The sequence below is a fragment of the Helicobacter rappini genome (assembly GCF_900198625.1).
GTDB lineage: Bacteria > Campylobacterota > Campylobacteria > Campylobacterales > Helicobacteraceae > Helicobacter_A > Helicobacter_A rappini.
In genome coordinates, this window is the sequence record NZ_FZPK01000046.1 from 41724 (window position 1) to 60924 (window position 19201).

17 protein-coding genes are annotated in these 19201 nt (G+C 35.4%); 10 read left to right on the forward strand and 7 right to left on the reverse strand.

Annotation, left to right across the window (positions count from 1 at the left end; all coding sequences use genetic code 11):
* Positions 1-7 precede the first annotated feature (7 nt).
* From C6H17_RS09215 to C6H17_RS09235, 4 genes are all read left to right on the forward strand, one after another.
* Positions 8-619, forward strand: coding sequence for a YiiX/YebB-like N1pC/P60 family cysteine hydrolase (locus C6H17_RS09215; RefSeq protein ID WP_005219636.1), 612 nt, complete (start codon positions 8-10; stop codon positions 617-619).
* Between the two features lie 324 nt (positions 620-943).
* Entirely contained in the window at positions 944-3577 is a 2634-nt protein-coding gene (locus C6H17_RS13040) for an OmpP1/FadL family transporter (RefSeq protein WP_020995997.1), read from the forward strand.
* 87 nt (positions 3578-3664) lie between these two features.
* Positions 3665-3952, forward strand: coding sequence for a tetratricopeptide repeat protein (locus tag C6H17_RS09230; protein ID WP_005219639.1), 288 nt, complete (start codon positions 3665-3667; stop codon positions 3950-3952).
* Entirely contained in the window at positions 3943-4251 is a 309-nt protein-coding gene (locus C6H17_RS09235; RefSeq protein ID WP_004087570.1) for a CiaD-like domain-containing protein, read from the forward strand. Before C6H17_RS09230 ends, C6H17_RS09235 begins: the two co-directional genes overlap by 10 nt.
* A gap of 291 nt (positions 4252-4542) precedes the next feature.
* Here C6H17_RS09235 and C6H17_RS13045 read toward each other — a convergent pair whose 3' ends face one another.
* Entirely contained in the window at positions 4543-6906 is a 2364-nt protein-coding gene (locus C6H17_RS13045) for a sensor histidine kinase (protein ID WP_020995996.1), read from the reverse strand.
* Between the two features lie 16 nt (positions 6907-6922).
* The gene (locus C6H17_RS09245; RefSeq protein WP_005219641.1) at positions 6923-7597 is read right to left on the reverse strand and encodes a winged helix-turn-helix domain-containing protein; all 675 of its coding nucleotides are present in this window, start codon (positions 7595-7597) and stop codon (positions 6923-6925) included.
* A 131-nt stretch (positions 7598-7728) separates the two neighbouring features.
* On the opposite strand from C6H17_RS09245, the gene C6H17_RS09250 reads away from it, so the two are divergent.
* Positions 7729-8532 carry a phosphatidylserine decarboxylase gene (locus C6H17_RS09250; protein ID WP_005219642.1) on the forward strand — a complete coding sequence of 268 codons (804 nt, stop codon included), beginning with the start codon at positions 7729-7731 and terminating at the stop codon, positions 8530-8532.
* Positions 8533-8818: 286 nt separating this feature from the next.
* Here C6H17_RS09250 and C6H17_RS09255 read toward each other — a convergent pair whose 3' ends face one another.
* Together C6H17_RS09255 and thiC are read right to left on the reverse strand one after the other, a co-directional pair.
* On the reverse strand, positions 8819-9403 hold the full coding sequence (locus tag C6H17_RS09255; RefSeq protein WP_005219644.1) for a toxin-antitoxin system YwqK family antitoxin: 585 nt from the start codon (positions 9401-9403) through the stop codon (positions 8819-8821).
* An 85-nt stretch (positions 9404-9488) separates the two neighbouring features.
* Positions 9489-10850 (reverse strand): phosphomethylpyrimidine synthase ThiC, encoded by a 1362-nt coding sequence (gene thiC, locus C6H17_RS09260; RefSeq protein ID WP_005219645.1) that lies wholly within the window; start codon positions 10848-10850, stop codon positions 9489-9491.
* Positions 10851-11114: 264 nt separating this feature from the next.
* On the opposite strand from thiC, the gene ispF reads away from it, so the two are divergent.
* The 5 genes from ispF (at position 11115) to C6H17_RS09285 (ending at position 16424) form a co-directional block, all read left to right on the forward strand.
* Positions 11115-12572, forward strand: coding sequence for a 2-C-methyl-D-erythritol 2,4-cyclodiphosphate synthase (gene ispF / locus C6H17_RS09265; protein WP_005219647.1), 1458 nt, complete (start codon positions 11115-11117; stop codon positions 12570-12572).
* A gap of 143 nt (positions 12573-12715) precedes the next feature.
* Positions 12716-13591, forward strand: a complete 876-nt coding sequence (locus C6H17_RS09270; RefSeq protein WP_005219648.1) for a response regulator — start codon at positions 12716-12718, stop codon at positions 13589-13591.
* Positions 13569-14756: a sulfate adenylyltransferase gene (locus tag C6H17_RS09275; protein ID WP_005219650.1), complete on the forward strand. Its 1188-nt coding sequence runs from the start codon at positions 13569-13571 to the stop codon at positions 14754-14756. Before C6H17_RS09270 ends, C6H17_RS09275 begins: the two co-directional genes overlap by 23 nt.
* A 25-nt stretch (positions 14757-14781) precedes the next feature.
* On the forward strand, positions 14782-15474 hold the full coding sequence (locus tag C6H17_RS09280; RefSeq protein WP_005219652.1) for a hypothetical protein: 693 nt from the start codon (positions 14782-14784) through the stop codon (positions 15472-15474).
* A 227-nt stretch (positions 15475-15701) separates the two neighbouring features.
* The gene (locus C6H17_RS09285; RefSeq protein WP_005219654.1) at positions 15702-16424 is read left to right on the forward strand and encodes an outer membrane beta-barrel protein; all 723 of its coding nucleotides are present in this window, start codon (positions 15702-15704) and stop codon (positions 16422-16424) included.
* A gap of 454 nt (positions 16425-16878) precedes the next feature.
* On the opposite strand, the gene C6H17_RS09290 is transcribed toward C6H17_RS09285, so the two are convergent.
* From C6H17_RS09290 to C6H17_RS09300, 3 genes are all read right to left on the reverse strand, one after another.
* Positions 16879-17574, reverse strand: coding sequence for an HAD-IB family hydrolase (locus tag C6H17_RS09290; RefSeq protein WP_005219656.1), 696 nt, complete (start codon positions 17572-17574; stop codon positions 16879-16881).
* Between the two features lie 11 nt (positions 17575-17585).
* Positions 17586-18659, reverse strand: coding sequence for a pyridoxal phosphate-dependent aminotransferase (locus C6H17_RS09295; protein WP_104731411.1), 1074 nt, complete (start codon positions 18657-18659; stop codon positions 17586-17588).
* Positions 18646-19201, reverse strand: a 556-nt coding sequence (locus tag C6H17_RS09300) for an ATP-grasp fold amidoligase family protein (RefSeq protein WP_104731412.1), incomplete at its 5' end; no start/stop codon positions are given. The genes C6H17_RS09295 and C6H17_RS09300, both read right to left, overlap by 14 nt.

The window sequence follows — 19201 nt, forward strand, 5'->3', positions numbered from 1 at the left end:
TTAATCATTGAAAACTAAGCTTTTAGTTATTATTATGCTTAGTATTATCCCTTTTAGTTTCATTTATTTTTATAACAAGCATGATGACTTCAAGGGCTTAAAGCTTGAGAATCTCGGCGATATTCCAGCCCTTGAGATAGGCGATATAATCTTTAGATATGGTATCGGCGTAGATAGTGAGTTAATCGCAAAGGCTAGTGGTGGCAATCTAACACATGTAGGCATTATTGTATCACTCAATCCCATACAGATACTACATGCGAGCACAGAAGATAATCCAAAGTTAAAAAATCAAGTAATCCTTAGCAGTTTAGAAGAGTTTCTCTCACATGCGACAAATATCGCAATAAAACGCTATAAGCTAAGCTCAAATGACAAAAGCTATATTACAAAAACATATAGTCGCTATGTAGGTAAAGCTTTTGTTATAGAAGATAAAGATTCTACTGACAAGCTCTATTGCACGACTTTAATCGAAGAGCTATTAAATCCGCTTGTAAATCTCCATGCAAGTTACTCTACACTTGATATTGCTGTGGTGCGATTAAAGATTCTCTATCCTATTACATTGTTTAATGATGATAGATCTACTTTGATATATCAATATAAACCTTTGTGATTAATGTATTACATAAGATTTTTTTGCTTTAGTGTTTAGTATAATGTGATATAAATCTATATTTTTGGTTAGGAAGATCTCAACTATCAGCTAAGCAGTAGAAAGACACAAACAACACTTTATACAACATTTTAATATTTGCATATGCAAATATTTGGAGAAAAATCCAAATTTTAGGCTATAATGTCGATTTATGAAACATATTTGCAAATATATCATTGCATTATGTATCATAATGTAAAAGGGTGGTAACGATCATTTACACAAATGCTTGTAAAATACGCAATATAAATGATTGAGAGTAAAAATATTTTGGGGTAGAGAATGTATAAAAACAATTATATATTAAAATTATTTCGGTATATAGGTGTAGGGATTTGGGGCAAAAAACATAGTTTTATACATTTACAAAGATTTAAAACCATAATAAAACAGCAAGATACAAATATCATAGAATCTAAAACAGATTCTTTGCTTGATATGCAAAACAGAGATTCTCTAAGAAATGGCAAAGTTTTGCAATCTAAGATAGTTTGTCATACTACGGCATTAGCTGAAGTATCTAGCCTAAAATCTAAGCAAGATTTAGATTCTAAAAAAGATATTTCGCCTACGGCTCAATATGACAAGGTTTTAGAATCTAAACAAAACCTAATCTCTAAACAGAATCTAGAATCTTGCAATTTTGCACCCCTACGCCCCGCACCCACCCATTTGGATAAGAATCTAGAATCTAAAAATTGTCATATTGAGCGAAGCGAAATATCTAGCCAAGATTCTAAAAAAGATTTTTCGCCTTTTTCAAAGGTTAAAAATGACAACAAAACACAAACACAAAAAGACAATATGGAATCTTATGGCAACATGATACATAATCCACAAACAATAAAGCAAAGAGTTGGGAATCTAGATTCTAAAAAAGATTTTTCGCCCTCGCTCAAAATGACAAGCAAACACAAAACGACAAAAATGCTTTTTCTCAAAATGACAAGCAAACAAAAAACCACAAATATAAAAAAAAGATTTTTCGCTATCGCTCAAAATGACAATAAAACACAAAACGACAAGAATGCTTTTTCCCAAAATGACAAAATAATACAAACTGAAAATGACAAGAAAATACACGATATACACACAAAAAAACAAAAAGTTACAAATATAAAAACAAAAAGAGATTTTTCGCTATCGCTCAAAATGACAAAAAAGCAAGAAATTAAAAACATAAAAGTAAAGGCGGTGGTATTATGTCTATTTTCATGTATGTTTTATGCGAAAATGTCGGCAAATGGCTTTAAGATACAAGAGCAAAGCTTGAATGCTACAGCTTTAAGCTCTGCGTATGTAGCAGGGGCTAGGGGTGCTGATGCAAGTTACTATAATCCTGCGAATATGGGCTTTAAAAACGACTGGGGGGAAAATAAGCATGAGTTTGAGTTTGCTTTCTCACTTATTAATATCCCGGGATTTAAGTTTCAAGTGCCGACAACAAATCAAGGATTAAGCTCTGCTACATACATGGAATATGATATAGGAGTATTAAATTCGATTAGGGACAATATTCCGGGGGTTGGTCCGCTGATATATGATGCAGTAATGAATCAGATCCCAAAAAAAGTTGAATTGCAACATACAACAGCAGATTCTGCTATGGTAGATGGCTCGACTGGTGATACAAACTTTATGTTGCCAAAATTTTTCTATAAATCAAAAAATTATAATGGCTTTACCTTTGGGGCGAGTTTCATCGCCCCTAGTGGTTTAGCGATGAAGTGGAATGGCTTGGGCGGTGAGTTTCTACAAGATGTGTTTATATTCCTAATCGAGTTTGCCCCATCGATTAGCTACACCTATAGAGACAGAATCTCTGTGGGTTTTGCCCCACGCCTTTTATATGGCATGGGGAAATTCAATAATATTGTATATGTGCCGCTTGGCACAGCCCAACAACAGAATCAAAATGGCGATGGGAATACACTGCCAGAAAATTTAAAACCAACAAATCCACAAGCAGGTCAAAACTGCACACCTTCGTTCAATCCTGATATTTTGCAGTCTTTACCCGATGGGCTTATCCCAAAAGACATGGCTGGTATGCTTAATTTTATTATTGATAATGTTAATCTTTTTAAAGATATTTTAAAATTACCACCAAATGCAACACAACTAGATGTTATTAAAGGAATGGTGGGCAAGATTCAAACCTGCCTTGTCGGCACAGCACAAGTCGTGCAGAAAAGTGATGGTAGTGATATAGGCTTTGGCTATCGTGCAAGTGTGTCGGCCAGAGTGGGAGATGGCGGTATGTTTTCTGTGGTGTATAATAGCCCGGTTGCCATGCAGTTTAAAGGTAAGGTGAGTGCAGATACGATTATCGGTGGTCCAGTAGGCAGTGTGCGAATGGACGCCCCCCTATATCTTTATGTAACTATGCCTGAGATTCTAACCATTGCATATAGCCATGACTGGACCTTTAAAAATAAGCATAAGTTACGACTAGAGGCGACTTATGAGCGGACATTTTGGAGTAGGGGTAGGAAGTTTGACACAGAGTTTGGCTGGGACGAGGCAAAATTTACCGCAAGTCCGGGCAGTGTGCCAGAGAGCTTTAGCCAAGAGCAACTCATGGGTATGGTGGGCTTGGCTGATTTTACTGCGGTAGCTATGGGGAATGGCTGGGTGGATACACATACTTTTAGGGTTGGGGCGACTTATATCACAAAGCGTCTGCGACTTATGCTTTCAGCAGCGTATGATAAAGCCCCTGTGCCACAAACTGCCATAGGTATCCCTGATAGTAATGGCTATATGATAGGGCTTGGTGCGAAGTATAATTTCCGTGATTTTGATGTGGGTGTGTCTTTGAGTAATACTTTTAAGGATAGCTCAAGTAGCATTTATGCAAGTGGTGGTGTAGGACAGCTTAGGATTGCTACTTTTTCGTTGGGATATAGGTGGTAGTGCTTTGGCATTTTGCAAAAAAGATATGAAATAATGATGAAGTAGGCTATAATTAGCCTTTATTTTTCTAATGATTTAGGGGAAGCTATGAGTAGGAAACTATTAAGCTTAGGCTATATTTATGAGATGATAGGCAGGCATGAAGAGGCGTTGGCATTTTTTGAGCAGGTGCTTGAAAAAGATTCTAAAACCTTAAGCACAGAGCTGATAAAAGAAGCACATTTAGGCATAAAAGCAAATGAAATGGCATTAAAGTTTAAGAGAGATAAAAGCCTTATCACAAAGAATCTAGACATGAAACTCATGCAGGAAAAAATCGCTATATTTAAAGAGAATCCAAAAAATTTAACAGGGTGGTTTAGTCAATGGAATTAAAAGATGTTGTATTGCAAACGCTGAGTGAGATTGAAAATAGCGTTGATGAAAAGGGATTTAAGGATATAAGGCTTGGTGTAAATACTGGTGAGACGGAGTTTTTACAGAGCTTTAAAGAGCGTATATTTGTGCTATTTGAGGGATTGAAGCAAGATGATTTATGGTTAGAGAGTGCTGAAGATACACAGAATCAAATACAAGCAAAGCTAGATCTTATACTAGGTTTCTTGCAGTTTCAATTAGCCCTGCTTGATGCAAGGTTAGAGGTGCTTGATAAAAGGAATTTTGAGGGAGAGTGAGTTTTATTGCAGGTGCTTTATTTGCATGTTTTAGTGTTTGATTGCTGTTTTATTTAGCGTTAATTGTTTGGCTTGTGATTGTTGTTGAAGTTATGTTTCAATAACGATTTTGCGGGTTAATTGCCTTGATCTTTGTTGGTCGTTTTGCTTGGATTGCTCTTATTTTACAAACAATATGTTTTGTCCTACTAGCTCTTTTGTTTATATTTTAGATTCTCTATGGCGATACATTAGGGATAGGTTAATATTTACTTTGTCTTAAATTTGCATTAAATAAGTTGCAATCTCATTCTAACTAAAGCAAAGAGAAATGCTAGTGCCTATGTTGGGGGTGCTATTAAGATTGATTTTTGCATGATGCAGGTGTGCTACATGTTTAACTATGCTTAAGCCAAGTCCTGTGCCATTTATCATGCTTGAGTGGCTTTTATCAACGCAAAAGAATCGCTCAAACACTCTCTCATGATACATTTCTGGTATGCCAATGCCACTATCTTTGATATGCAATGTTTTGTGTGTCGCATCAAGGATTATCTCTATACTGCCTTTATCCTTATTGTATTTTATAGCATTCTCACAGAGATGAGAAAGCATAACAAGAAGTAGTCGCTGCTCTCCCATAACCAAAAAATCATCGCCTTGTATAGCACAAGAAAGCCCTTTTTGCTGGATAGAATCTTTAAACATAGATAGAGTAATTTCACAAAGATTTCGCATTGAGAGTGGATAAGGCGTAAAAGTGTAGTCATTATCAAGCTCATTTAGGATAATTATATCTTCAATCAAAGCCATTAAATGCCTTGCGTCTTTATGTATATTGCAAAGAAATTTTGGAATGTCTTCTTGTTTAATGATATTGTTTTGCAGCATTTCAAGCACGGCTAAAATGCTTGTGAGTGGGGTTTTTAGCTCATGTGATACATTTGCGCTAAATTCTCGTCTTAACTGCTCTCTTTGTGCTTTTTCTGTGATGTCGTGTAGGAGTAAGGCTACGCCGATTGGGGTTATTTTTGTTGTATTTTCTGTGCTTTGATTGGCTGTGAGATTTGGGTTAAAATCGCTAGATTCTGTATCATTGTCTTGAATTATATATGAAAACTCGCTTTTAGATTCTGTGTTAGTTATTTTGCTACGCTCAACATGATGGGCTATTGTGTTAGATTCTAGAATCTTACAATTTTGCACCCCTACACCCTGCACCCACCCATTTGGATAAGAATCTAGATTCTCAAAATTTTGTGCTTTAGTGGAGTTAAGCACAGATTCTATAATGACTTGATAGGTGCGGTCGTTTTTGTGTATGATTTCTGTTAGCTTTTCGCCTTGCATTGCAAGATTAAACCATTTTTTATATTGCGTATCTAGTGTGGCTATATTCATGCCTTCATGCAGGTTACCAAAAAACTTCATAGAACTTTTATTAAACGATAAAACACTGCCTTTAGAATCAAGTAGCAAAAAGCCATCTTTCATATTTTGCGTAATCGCATTAAATGTTTCCTTGTCTGCTTGTAGTTGCTTTATTTGAGAATCTATCAAGCGATTTTGCTCATCAATCTTATGTAAAAGCGGTGAGAGTTCTTTATAGCTTTTTAGTCCAAGTGGATTCTCTAAATTGAGTGCATTTAATGGTGCGATAATAAAGTTTGCAATGCTTCTTGCAAGCATAAAGCTAACCGCCAAACACGCAAGTAAAATAAGGCTCATATAAGGCAGGGTATCATAGAGAAGTGAGGGCATATTTTTATGCGGGCTTGCTATGCGTAGAATGTAGGGCTGTAAGTTTTTGGCATTTGGGGTAGAATCTAGATTCTGCGTTGTCTCTTGCGTGATTTTGCGGGAGTTTGCTTTTTTTGCTTCGGCACTACCGCTTAGGTAGCTTCTCGCAAAAAAAGCTTCACAACCCACAAAACGAAGTTTCTTTAGAAAATCATCACAAGATACTTCCGCAGTTGGCGTTTTGGAGTTTTTAGAATCTAGATTCGCTAAATTTTCGCCCTTGTCTATACAATTTGAACGATTGGCTAAATTGTGATGGATAGTCATATCGCTTAGATAACTCCTACCCTCTAATTCAGCCAAAGCCTCCAAAGCCATAGAGCAATTGCTAGAATTTGTGGATTTGTTTGCGTGGCTTGTTGGGGTAGAATCTAGATTCTTAGCCAAATCTGGGTGGGCTACGGGGTTTAGGGCGTAATTATTAGAATCTAGATTTCCACTAAAATTTGAGCTAGTTTCTAAACTCACACTTGATTCTATAAGCCTTTTTTCTAGCATGATTCTTACAGCGTGATAAAGCATTTCTTGCTGCATGCTTTGTGAGTAGCGATAGCTTTGGGCTACCCCATTTTGCATACTTTCTTTAAACTCTATCCTTTCTGCATGATTATCAAGTGCTTCTTTTAATGCAAGATTATCATACACAACCTTACCATGAGAATCTATAAGGCTTACACGATAGGCGGTATTAATATGTGATAGATAAGAGATTCCCTGCTGTTTTAACCCTATCTCAATATAATGGCTATTTTGCTGTAAATGTAATAGAATCTGCTTTTCATAATAGTTTGTAAAAAAGACAAAACTAGCCCATAATCCAAGCAATACCCACCCAAAGCATACGATAAAAATAGTCCAAAATATCCTTTGCCGCAAAATCCACTCACTTCACTTATATTTGCGCGATTTTATAACCAACGCCACGCACGGTTTGAATGTATTTGCCACTTTCCCCAAGCTTTGTGCGTAAGGTATTGATATGCACATCAACTGTGCGTGTTTGAAACTCACTACCCCAAATAGATTCTAAAAGCTGCTCTCTTGTAAAGACTAAATGCGGATTAGCAAGGAATAGCATAAGCATTTCAAACTCTTTATAAGTGAGATTTATAGGCACTCCATTAGAGCTAACTATACGCGTTTTTGGATTAAGCGTTATTTCTTGAAAGCTGTATTCATCTAGGGATAATCCACGCGTTCTTCTCAATAAAGCGTTTATTCTAGCAAGTAGTTCTAGCACACCAAAGGGCTTTGTTACATAGTCATCAGCACCCATATTTAGCCCATAAACCTTATCTAGCTCACTGCTTTTTGCGGTTAAGAGAATGACTGGTATATGCTTTGTTGATTGCTTTTTCTTTAGAATCTTTAGGACTTCTATACCATCTTGCTCTGGTAGCATCATATCAAGCAAAATGAGTTCAGGCATACAATCTTCACTCAAAGCATTGAGTGCTTCAAAAAAGGCTGAAGGTGTCGCAAAGCCCTTTGATTCTAAAGAATGCGTATTCAATGCGTATTCAATGAGTTCTCGTATCGCATGTTCATCTTCTAGGATAAAAATCATTGTTTCACTCCAAAATAATATGATTTATTATAGCTTAGTTTTCTTTTGTCATAAATGGTGTAATGTTATTTGAAAGTCATATTATAAAGTCTATGATATAATTATGTCTTATTTCTTTTACAAGGATATTTGTGCTATCAACTAATGTTATTTCTCGTCTATTTGGGCGATTTGCCCATACAAGATTCCCAAAAAGTATGCAATATGCGATTAATCGCTTTTATGTTGATTTCTTTAAAATCAATCTTAATGAATTTGAGAGTTTAGAATCTTATCCTACGCTAAACGCACTTTTTACACGAAAACTTATAAAGCCTAGAATCCTGCATACAACCCCTTTTAATCTCATTAGCCCAACAGATTCTCTTATTACAGAATCTGGTCGCATTACACAGCAGACTGCCCTGCAGATTAAGGGCAAAAGCTATAAAGTTGCTGATTTACTCGGCGTAACACATGATTTAAATACATATAGTTTTTTAAATCTCTATCTATCACCAAAGGATTATCATCACTATCATGCCCCGTGTGATTTAGAGATTTTAGAGGCAAAGTATTTTTCTGGTAAGCTTTTGCCGGTGAATTTTGCAAGTTTATACAAAAATGAGAATCTATTCATACAAAATGAAAGGGTCGTGCTAAAAATGCGTTGTAAATATAATCAAAGCATTATGTATTATGTCGCTGTCGGTGCGTTAAATGTGGGTAAAATGCAGTTTTTATTTGATAAGGCAATACAGACAAATGCAAAACAAGGCGATTGTGTTTATACCTATGAAAAGCCTATTGCATTAAACGCAGGTGAAGAGATAGGATTTTTTGAAATGGGATCTACGATTGTATTAATCGCACAGGCTAACTGGAGTGTAAAATCAGGCGAAGTTGTGAGAATGGGAGACCAAATTGGCACATTAGAATCTAGCATAAACGAGTGAGTAGCTTAACTCTGTTTTTTTCAAAGTTATTATTGTGTTGTCGTTTGTAATGGAGCTTTTGCTTAGTTGTTAGAATCTAACACAATGATTTATCATGTTTTGAGAAACGCGAAATATCTAACACGGATTTCATAAAAGATATTTTGTTTTTTCAAAAGTTTAATGCGACAAGATTCTATAAATGTTGCACCCCAAAGTCCCACATCAACTCATAAAAATAGATTCCAAAAATCAAAACTAAAAATAGAATCTAGCAAATATGTTGTGAATAGCTATAAATCATACACTACCTAGAATCACCCTCTTTAAGGCATATTTCTTGTAAATAGTTAATTGCTTTTTCAATGTCGTTAATATCAATCTCGTCTATTTCTTTGTCTGTCAAGACTTTATCATTAAAGCATTTGCCGCTTATAAATTTATGATTCTCTGCTTTAATTAAGGCTAGTAGCTTTTTATCTTCTGTGTAGTATGTCATATTTCCATGAAAATAGTAGTTTAAATATGATATTTCTGCCATAAGATTCCCATTTTCATAATACACTTTTGCTATGCCTTCCGCTTTGTCATTTTTATATGGTGTTTCACTCTTTAGATTCCCATTTTTATAATACCACTTTGTCATACCTTCTCTTTTGTCATTTTTATATGGTATTTCATTTACCAGATCCCCATTATCATCATACCACTTTTCTATACCTTCTTTTTTACCATTTTTATATGGTGTTTCTACCCAAATATTCCCATTTTGATGATATTGTCTCTCTACACAGCCACTCATTTTGTCTGTTTCATTTTTGCATTCTTTTAGTGTATCTGCATGTAAGATAGAAAATGAGAGAAAACCTATAAACACACTTTTTAGTAACATATCCGCCCTTTTAAATTGAGATAATAAAGCTAGAATCTAGCTTTAAAAATGGATAATGTGAGTAACATAAAGATTCTAAAAGCCATTATTGTGGCAATTTCTCTTCTTTATAGTTTTTGAAAATATCTTGTGTGATTTTATAGCTACAAAATTTTGGACCACACATTGAGCAAAATTCAGCGTCTTTAAAGACTTCTTGTGGCAGGGCTTCATCGTGGTATTCTTGCGCTCTGTCGCCATCTAGGGCGAGTTCAAACTGCTTATTCCAATCAAAGCTATATCTTGCATCACTCATCGCATCATCTCTATCTCTTGCACCAATTCTCCCTCTTGCAATATCTGCTGCGTGTGCGGCGATTTTATAAGCGATAATGCCCTCTCTCACATCATTTGCATTAGGCAAACCTAAATGCTCTTTTGGCGTTACATAGCATAGCATTGCCACACCTTTCCATGCGGCCACACACGCACCAATGGCACTTGCGATATGATCATATCCTGCGGCAATATCTGTAACAAGCGGTCCTAATACATAAAATGGTGCTTCATTGCAATACTCTTTTTGCAATTCTACATTTCGCTCTATTTGATTAAGCGGGACATGACCGGGACCCTCAATCATGACTTGCACATCGGCTTCATACGCCCTTTTTGCAAGTTCGCCCAATACCTTTAACTCGGCAAATTGTGCTTCATCGCTTGCATCAGCCAAACAACCCGGGCGTAAAGAGTCGCCTAGAGATAAAGACACATCATATTCTTGACAGATTTTTAGAATCTCATCAAAATATTCATAAAAAGGATTCTCTTTGTGATAATGTAACATCCAACTTGCCATAAGGCTACCACCACGAGAGACTATACCCATTTTGCGTTTTGAAACCGCTGGCATGTGTGCTAACAAAAAGCCACAATGTATAGTAAAGTAGCTTACCCCTTGCTTTGCCTGTTTCCTTAATACACTAAGCATAGTTTCAATATCTAGTTTTAACACATCATTTTTCACATCATGTAGAATCTGATACATAGGCACAGTGCCAATAGGCACACTTGATGCCTGTATAATAGCCTCTCTAATCTTGTCTAAATCGCCACCTGTGGATAGATCCATAACAGTGTCTGCACCATACTTGATTGAAGTCTTAAGCTTTGTTACCTCTTCATCAATGTCTTCTACGATTTGAGATGATCCAATGTTTGAGTTAATCTTTGTTTTCAAAGCTACGCCTATACCCATAGGCTCTAGATTCTTATGATTGATATTTGCAGGGATTATAAGCCTACCTCTTGCGACTTCTTTTCTAATGAGTTCTGGGCTAAGATTCTCAACATTTGCAACATATCGCATTTCTTCTGTGATAATGCCCCTTTTTGCGTAATAAAGCTGTGTCCTGATTTTATCATTTGCCCTTTTTTCTATCCATGTATTTCGTAAATTCTCACTCATGCAAATCCTTTGTAAATAGAGTAATTTCAGTCTAAGTGTAATGCAAACTTGTGTGATTTTATCTATATCCCAATATAATTTTGAATCTAGTAACGATAAAATAGAGTTTTTGTATAAAATGGTAACAAACTTTACAGATTTATTATATAATGATAAATGTTTTTTGTATCATATCGCACTGGAAAATGAGATATGGTAACATTAAGTAAAGTTATTAGCATGTGAGTGAAGTTTTATAAAGTGTTTATTTTTTAAGGAAAAATGATGAAGGATATAACGCTTATTATCATGGCAGCTGGAGATTCTGTGCGATTTTGCAGTAGCAGGGCAAAAGGCACATTACATGCAAATACACACTTTAATCACACATTTCATAATGAAAATATAGAATCTAGCAATAAACCATCTACAAAGAAACAATGGCTAAGGCTTGGGACTACGCCTTTGTGGTATTTTGTAACACATAATCTTGCTTCACAGATACTAGACATACTTAATACATTACAACAAGCAGAAAATGCAACACACACAAATACCCATCAAGGCAAAAATGACACAAAATGTAACAATAAAAATAGCGAATCCAATCCAAACAAGTCAATAACCACTGATACACAGAATCTAATCCAAGATTCTCAAACGCATTACGCAACAACACCTTTACAAAAGATAATCATCACAGCTTCTAAAAAAGATATATTTTATATGAAAAAACTCATATCAAATGCTTTGTATTTTCATATCAATGATAAAGAGTATAAAATCCCGCTTGAAATAGTTTGCGGTGGTAACACTCGCTTTCAATCTCTAAAAAATGCCCTGCAACATGTAGAAAGCACGCATATAATTGTCAATGATTGTGCGAGATTTGATACAAAAAGGCATGTACTGCATGATATGCTATCCTTGTTTATGAATGAAGATTTTGACTGCATTGTGCCGTATTTGCAAGTGAGTGATACAACACTCATGTATGATTCTACAAATAACACACATAAAGCAATAGAGAGAGAGAAGTTAAAGCTTATCCAAACGCCTCAAATCACAAAAACACAAAAGATTCTAGAATCTTTTGCAAAAGAGATTGACTTTAGCGATGAAAGCACTGCAATACTCTCACTTAAAGATTCTAAGCTTGGCTTTGTTATCGGCAGTAAAGATATGACAAAGCTTACATACCATGATGACCTGCATTTATTAAAGAAGCTATATCACGCAAACGCACATAATAAAAGCGACACTCTCATAGGCTATGGTAGCGATATACATGGCTTTATAGATTCTAAAGATATGTATCTGTGCGGGGTAAAGATAGAATCTAGCATGGGTTTCAAAGCCCATAGCGATGGCGATGTGGCTATACATGCGATTATAGATTCTATACTTGGGGCTATGAACTATGGCGATATAGGTGAGCTTTTCCCTGATAGTAAGGACGAGTTTAAAAACATAGATTCTAAAATTCTATTAAAAGAAGTTTATGATTATTGTTTAAGCGTTGGGTTAGAACTCATTAACCTTGATATTACAATCACAGCTCAAACCCCTAGAATCTCGCCCTATAAAGCACAAATGCAAGAAGTCCTAGCTAATATTCTTTACTTACCAAAAATGTGTGTCAGCATAAAGGCTAGCACGGCAGAGGGCTTAGGCTTTGTGGGAAGAAAAGAAGGCGTGCTAGTAAATAGCATAGCCCAACTTAAAGCAAGGAAGCTATATTAAACCCATGAAATTAAATAAAGTTTAGGAAAGGAAGTATGCAAGAAAGATTTTTATATGACAAAGATTCTAAATAAAAAGAAATTTTAAACAAAAAGAATCTTATTGCTAAGAAAGATCCCTAAAACTTTGAGAAAAGGATATGTATGAATGTTTTGATTATTGAGAGTGAAACCTATTTAGCCCAAAGTATAGCAAGTAAATTAGCAGATGGTGGGCATGTATCATTTATCACTTCTTCACTTGAAGAGGCAATAAATCGCACGGGATATGACATTGTGCTACTCTCTACAAGCACCGCAGATTATAGAGACATTATTGAAACACATAAAGACGCCATAATCATTCTCATGGTATCCTATGTCAGCGATGATACCGTGTCAAAGCCTCTTAAAATGGGAGCAAAAGACTATATTATTAAGCCTTTTATAATGGATGAGCTAGTAAGAAAAATCGAGCATTACAAAGGCTTTAAAGAACTTGCTGAAGACATTAGATTCTTTAAAAATTATTTCACTTTCATACAAAATGAGTTGCAAACGCCAACCCTGCCCCAATACAATCCACCGATTCTAATAAAAGCAAGTTCTCAAAGAAGTGCTGATATTTATGCGATGAAATATGCGATTGAGAGAAAGCTAAGGTTTGAGTTTATAAGCCTTAAGAGTATCTCATGGAGTGATTATGAGTTTCAAAAAAATAAAGTCTATTACATTACAAATTGTGAGAATCTAAAAAAGCAAGAAAAAAAGGATTTTTTGGAAAAAATGGCAAACTATCGCCTTATTATCTCAATGATTTCTGATGATTTAGTATCCTTTCCGCATATTGTAGATATTACAAATATGGCTAATAATCTTGAAATTGGCAGTGAGATTCTATCCATTAAAGAATATGAAAGGATTGTTATCACAAAATTTGAGGGGCGATATCCAGATGTGGAGTTAGCAAAAAAACTTGGCATGAGCCGCAAAAGCTTATGGGAAAAAAGGAAGAAATATGGCATCTCAAGAAAAAAATAAACAACTCTATATCGATAAAGAAGCGATTTCAGTCCTAAATCTCGCACAAGAGGGCTTGCTCTATCCTGTAACAGAGCTTATGAATGAAGCACAGATGAAAGCAGTCAATACAAGCGGTGTCTATAAAGACCAGAGCTATCCTTGCCCTTTTCTCTTAAGCCCTAGTGGCAGACGCAATAGTGAAGTCTTACAAAAGGCAAAAAAGGGCGATAAAATCGAGCTTATAACAGATGGTGAGACTTCAGGTAGCATTATCGTAGATTCTGTGTTTAGCATTAATAAGCAAGAGCGGATAAATAAGATAATGGGCGGTGATTTTGCCTCCAAACGCATACAAGATATAGAATCTAGAATAGGCGAAATTTGCGTTAGCGGTAAATACACACTCACAAATAACGACATTATGAAGCATAAAAAACGACTAGCCCAACGCATAGCTACACTGAGTGCGAAAAATATCGCAGGTATTGTAATGAGTGCATCTCCGCTGCATAGAATCCATGAAAAAATCATGCGAGATGCCCTAGAAGAATGCGATCTATTAGTCGTATTCTTACTCAAACCACATAAAAGCGACTTGATAGAATATAACTTGCGGCTAAAATGTATGGAATTTTTGATAGATAATTATCTTATGAAAGAGCGGGTTATCATTATCCCGCATGATGATACCTATCTGTATGCAGGGCAGAATCGCATGATTATGAATGCCATTGTAGCAAGGAATTTTGGTTGCAATAAACTGCTTGTTGGCGAGAATAATCGCGGCTTATCTGTGTATTATCTAGATAATGAAGTGCATTCTATCTTTGATTCTCTCACAGGTATGAATATAGAAGTTGAGATTTTACCAGAATATGTATATTGTGATGTGTGTAAAACACTTGTCTCAATCCATACTTGTCCGCATGGACATCATCACCATATTAACTATAATGCAGAATCTTTTGTCGAGTTCTTTAGACTAGGGCTTTTACCCCCTGCTATGCTTGTGAGAAGGCAGATTTCAGCAATATTGCTTTCATCTTTGTTCCCACATAGATTCAAGGATTTAGATAGATTGTATTATGATATTTTACCATCAAGCGGGATTATACAAAATAGCGGTGAAGAGGAGTTTTACCTAAAGCTTATGCAGCTTTATCAAACAACCTCACTCAATTAATGTTGTTTCATTTATAAGGCATACAATGAGATTTTTTCATCTTTATATTTTTGATAAGATAAAGCCTTTAGTATTGCAAAAAATCATTGCAAATATTTTGGGCTTTATTATTATTTATCCCATCACTTTGCATAATAAAGAGACCGCATTATTACTTAGTCTCTTTTTAGCAGTATATCTTTATAAGAATATGCAAGATTTAGAATCTAACCCAAACGAGTCGGCACAAGATAGCAATAAACTAGATTCTCAAACAGCTTGTCATGTTGAGTGTAGCGAAACATCTAAAAACTTAGAAATTAATCATAAGGACTCTAACCCAAACATAGATTCTAATCTTAACCCTACAAATAACACAGAATCTAATCCTATAAATAATGCCAACTTAACACAAGAATCCAGCAATACACAAGATTCCATAAATACAAACCAAGCTAAACCACTCATACCACACGACTTTGCTATAATCCAGCTTATGATAAGCCTTTTTTGTGCGTGTTTATTTGTCTTTGCAACATGGCAAATGTATATCTTAGAAGCCCTTATTGGTTGCATTTTTATACGAATTTATGATTATTACAAGCCAAGTTTAATAGGCAGATTCTATAACCTAAAGCCAAACAAAATACTAGGTAGCATTCTAGGGGCGATTTTGCATGGCGTATTAAGCGGTGCAAGTGTTATGATACTCTATTACATTTCAGTAAAATTTTCTTAATTTGCAAATGTGCTAACTAAACTTTATTTTAAACATGATTAAAAGACTAATAGATATTTATACACAAGATTCCGTGATTTGAGTAATTTTGTAAAAATATCATAGTTTTTACAAAAAATAGTTATAAATATTACATAAATCGTTTTTTTTTTTTTGAGTTGTGTTACAATAATTCACGCATTTTACAACAAAATGCAAATATTTTAAGTGATTAAAAGGGATTTATCATGTATAAACGATTTGGAAAAGTAGCAATAACACTAGCACTAATCTCTACGCCAAGCTTCATGTTAGCTGATGAGGGCGATGGCAATGGCTTTTTTGCTGGGATTAATACGGGCTATTCAGTAAGTTTTGAAAAAAGAACAAGCACAGAGACAGGAACACAAAGCACAACAGCTGATACAACCACTGCACCAAAATATCTTAATATCGGCGTGCAGTTAGGTTATAACTATATGCTGACTGACTTCTTTGGTTTGCGCGGCTATTTAGATTATAACTATGGCTTTATGCATAATCACATAAAAGAAACAGCCACAGAACAACAGCAAAGCACAACAACTGATACAACCACACTGGATTCATCTCATGCGATTAGTGTAAATGTCGATGTTTTGCTTAATATCCTAAGTTCTGATACCTTTGCATTTGGGGCGTATGCAGGTATTGGGCTTGGCTATGCGACAATGAATAGCACCAGCAAAGCAACTGAAGGTGGTGTTATAACAAACACAACAACACCAGTAGGCGATGGCTTTATCCTGCCTATAAATCTCGGGCTAAGTCTCACTGCAAATAGCCATCATCGCTTCGAGTTAGGTTTTAAAATACCAACTCTAGGGATTAAGCAAATAGCCCCAGCTCAAAACGGCAATCAACAAAACAACAACGAAACAACCACGACACGAAATCTCATCACAACAATAGGATATAGCTACATTTTCTAGCATGTAGCCTTTGTGTGTGATACTCTTTGCAACCCACCGCATAAACACACACTACTATCTTTATGATAGTAGCTATATCTCTCACTCAAATCTATAGCAAATTTAATCAAACTGAGCATATCCCTTGCATAATAAAGAGACCACATTATTACCTAATCTTTTTTGGTGATACATATTTATGGGAATATACAAGATTTGAATTCTAATGAGTGGGCTGCAAGGTTAAAGCTATAGTTATTGACAATTAGATTCTTATTAAACTGCACCCTTGCACCCTGCATCCACCCAAGTGATTGAGATTCCAGAAAGAACATGGACAAAAATTCTGCGGAAGTATCTTGCAATGATTTTCCAAAGAAGTTTTACTTTATGGGCTATCAAAAAAAAGAGTGGCCTTTGTTGGTGCTAATGTGTGGTTAAGTTGTGTTTAGGACTGGTAGTTCAAGCAAAAATCCTAAACAATCTCAAATCCTAAAATCTTCGCCCATTCTATATCTTTCCCGCATTCTACAACAATGCCATTACCCACTAAACTTAGCAAGGGAATATCACTAGGACAATCACTATACGCATAGCTTTGTGCTAAATCATACATTGATAGATCAAGTGTTTGTGATAACTTATAAAGCTTTCTATGCTCCATCGTATGAATACCTGCCATATTGCCGCTTAAAACCCCCTCACTACTCTCCAGCGAAACCGCCACAACATATGGAATCCCAAAATACTTTGCAAAAATGCGAATATATATCTCAAAGCCACCTGACACAATCGCTATGGTGTGTCCCATTTTTTGATGATAACGCACACGCTCCATAATGCGTTCATTAACACGCAAAAGCAATTCTTTTTCAAAGAAATCTTGTGCGATATTTTCTGCTTCTTTTAGACTTAATCCCCGCAAAACTTCAAAATTAACAGGTTTTTGAATAAACTTATTGCGATATGATTTAGGTAAAACTTTTTGAATCCTCTTGCCTACCTTACGCTTCAATTTAGCACACACTCTATGTCCCAGACCTTGTTTCATATTGTAGCCACGATACTTTGCGATAATCTCTAAATACCTTGCTGCGCTTTGAAAATCTACAAGCGTTTCACAAAAATCAAATAATGCTAAAACCCTGTTGTTCTGCTCTCTTGTCTGCATATTTTCTCCAATCACTCATTGCAAAATCTCTTTATTTCTCTAACAACACACTGCATTTGCTCCCTTGTGCCTATGCTAATACGACAATGCTTATCTACAATATGCGAATAATCTCGTATAAAAATATTCCTTTTTTCTAAAAACATTTTTAATCCATTTATATCCCTATGCTGAATAAAAACAAAATTAGCATTTGATGGATAAAGTTTAAACTCTCGCATAGAATCTAACGCATTTATAAAAAACTCTCTTGCCAATATGACCTCTTTTACATAAGATTCCATATATTCTTTATCTTTTAATGCTGCAATGGCTGCTACTTGTGAGAGATGAGTAATATTTTTTGCATTACGAAGTAAATTTAATGTAGCAATGTTTTGTGCAGAACTCAAGCAATAGCCTATACGAAATGATGCTAAGCCAAATGCCTTTGAAAATGTCCTTGTGATGATAAGATTCTGCATTGTTGGTAATAAATATGCCACACTTTTACCACAAAACTCATAATACGCCTCATCTATGACAAATAGCATATCGCCATATTTTGTGATAAGTGATTCTAGTTTCAATATATCGTGCAATGTGCCAGTTGGATTGTTTGGATTACATATATACACGATTTTTGGTTGTGTATTTACAAGAAAATTATCAAGCAAATTAAAATCAATATTGCCCTTTTCATCTGTGTGAAAAAATACACTTTGAAGCCCTATGCCATCAGCCCTTGAGCGGAAATTATCATAAGTTGGTGCAACAATACACACATTATCGCCAACACTCCCAAAGACTTGCAAAATAAACTCGTGCGAACAATCAGAACTTGCAAAAATCTCTACACATTCACTTGGCACATTTGCATATTTGCTTAAAAGGGCTAATAACTCTGCATTATGTGTATTTGGATACCAGTGCAAGTTATCATTTAAAATGGCTTGTTGCAAGGCGGTTAGGACTTTTGGCGATGGCGGCATACTAGATTCATTCCAATCAAGCTTTAGAATCTCTTCTTTTTTTGAAATCTCCCATACCTTATGTGCGATAGGGATATAGGGCTTAAGATTTTGTATAAAACTATTTGCCTTCATCACTCCCCCTATTATATGAAGTATGCTGCCACATATTACCTAGTTTTTTATCCCAAGATTCTGGGACAAGCCTTTCTGTCCCACAAGCGTGTGTGAAAGTCAGCTCCCCCACAACGATTTTTTGCCCCTTAGCAAATGGCATATAATACAAATCCACACGCACATAATCAAACATTTGAGAAAGCATAAAGGCTAGTCTTTTAAGATGCTCTAACTCACTAGGCTTTGGCGGAATGGGATTATTTGTATTGTCATAAAGAAAACCAAATGGGGCGAGATTCCAATCTTTATCCAAAATCGTGCGTTTGTAATTTGTGAATCTATCGGCAGTAAGCTGGATATAATAATCTTCTAAACCTTGAAAAATATGAAATTTATAGGTATCTGGATCTTTTGTGCCATCTAACAACATCTCCTCTGCAAAGATTCTAGGTTCTATGTCTTTATAATGCCATTCCCTATAAAGTGTGTAAAAGTTTGTGTTTAAATGTTGCGTGAGTTTAGTTATAGCTTCATTAAAGCTTTTAGAATCTTTTAAAAAA